Genomic DNA, 901 nt, shown 5'->3' with positions numbered 1-901 from the left:
CCCCGCCCGGCTGGAGCGGCAGGGCCGCGAGGCGCTGCCCGGCGAGCGGGTGGTGAACTCCGACGGGCAGAGCGAGAGCTTCTACGCCACCGCGCTCTCCCTCGAGGCCTCCGAGGAGTGGGCGGACGGCGAGGTCGCGCCGATCGGCACTCCGCTGGGGAACGTGCGGGCCTACGTACTGGGGCCGGGACTCGCCCCGGTGCCGCAGGGCGTGGTCGGTGAGCTCTACGTGACGGGGGCCAGCCTCGGCCGTGGCTACCACGGCCGACCGGGTCGGACCGCCGAGCACTTCGTGGCGAACCCGTTCGGCCCCGCGGGCGAACGAATGTACCGAACGGGCGACCTGGCACGCTGGAACGCCCGTGGACAGCTCGAGTGCGTCGGTAGGACCGACGGACAGGTGAAGGTGCGCGGCTTCCGCATCGAAACCGCCGAGGTGGAGGCGGTGTGCGCGCTGCACCCCGGGATCAGCGAGGCGGTGGTGGTCGGCCGGGAGACGCCCTCGGGAGGGCGGCGGCTGGTCGGGTACGTGGTACACACCGGTGACGGCGCCGTCGGTGACGACGGTGCCGGCGGCATCGGCGACGTGGACGTGCAGGCCGGTGTCTCGGCCGCCGAACTGCGCAGGTTCGTCGCGGCCCGGCTGCCCGACTACATGGTGCCGTCCGCCTTCGTCGTGCTCGGCCGGATGCCGCTCGGACCCACCGGCAAGCTGGACCGTTCGGCGCTGCCGGAACCCGAGTTCCTGGGCGAGACCTATCGGGAACCGCGCACCGAGACCGAGGCGATCATCACCGCAGCGTACGCGGACGTGCTCGGAGTGGACCGGGTCGGCGTCGACGACGACTTCTTCGCGGTGGGCGGGGACAGCCTGCGGGCGATCCAGGTGGTGGCCCGCGCC

At 73.4% G+C, this 901-nt stretch carries 1 protein-coding gene; it reads left to right on the top strand.

Annotation, left to right across the window (positions count from 1 at the left end; all coding sequences use genetic code 11):
- The coding region (locus RM812_RS41915) for a non-ribosomal peptide synthetase (protein ID WP_311586239.1) at nt 1-901 on the top strand (901 nt) is incomplete at both ends.

The organism is Streptomyces lancefieldiae, from assembly GCF_031845825.1.
Classification (GTDB): domain Bacteria; phylum Actinomycetota; class Actinomycetes; order Streptomycetales; family Streptomycetaceae; genus Streptomyces; species Streptomyces lancefieldiae.
This window is presented reverse-complemented; position numbering and strand designations above follow the sequence as displayed.